The following is a 246-nucleotide window of genomic DNA, read 5'->3' on the forward strand; positions in this document are numbered from 1 at the left end:
GAACGTGGCGGTTCGCCTGGCGTATCTCGAATCTCAGCGCCTGCGCGGCGTGGCCTGCCTGGGCCCCGTCGTGCATTGCCTGTTGAATGACCCGTTGCGTCAGGGCCGGGTACCAGAGATGTATCTCGACGTCCTCGCCTCGCGTCTGGGCATGCATGATGCCTCCGATGACGCGCTACGCATTGAACTGAACCGTTATTCGCTGAAAACGCAGGGGTTACTGGGCCGCCGTTTCCCCACGCCGAT

The 246-nt window shown here is 62.6% G+C and carries 1 protein-coding gene; it reads left to right on the forward strand.

Annotated features, from left to right (window positions below):
• On the forward strand, positions 1-246 hold a 246-nt coding region (locus F0Q32_RS26000), incomplete at both ends, for an alpha/beta hydrolase (RefSeq protein ID WP_149465184.1).

The organism is Pseudocitrobacter sp. 73 (genome assembly GCF_008369545.1).
Lineage (GTDB): Bacteria > Pseudomonadota > Gammaproteobacteria > Enterobacterales > Enterobacteriaceae > Pseudocitrobacter > Pseudocitrobacter vendiensis.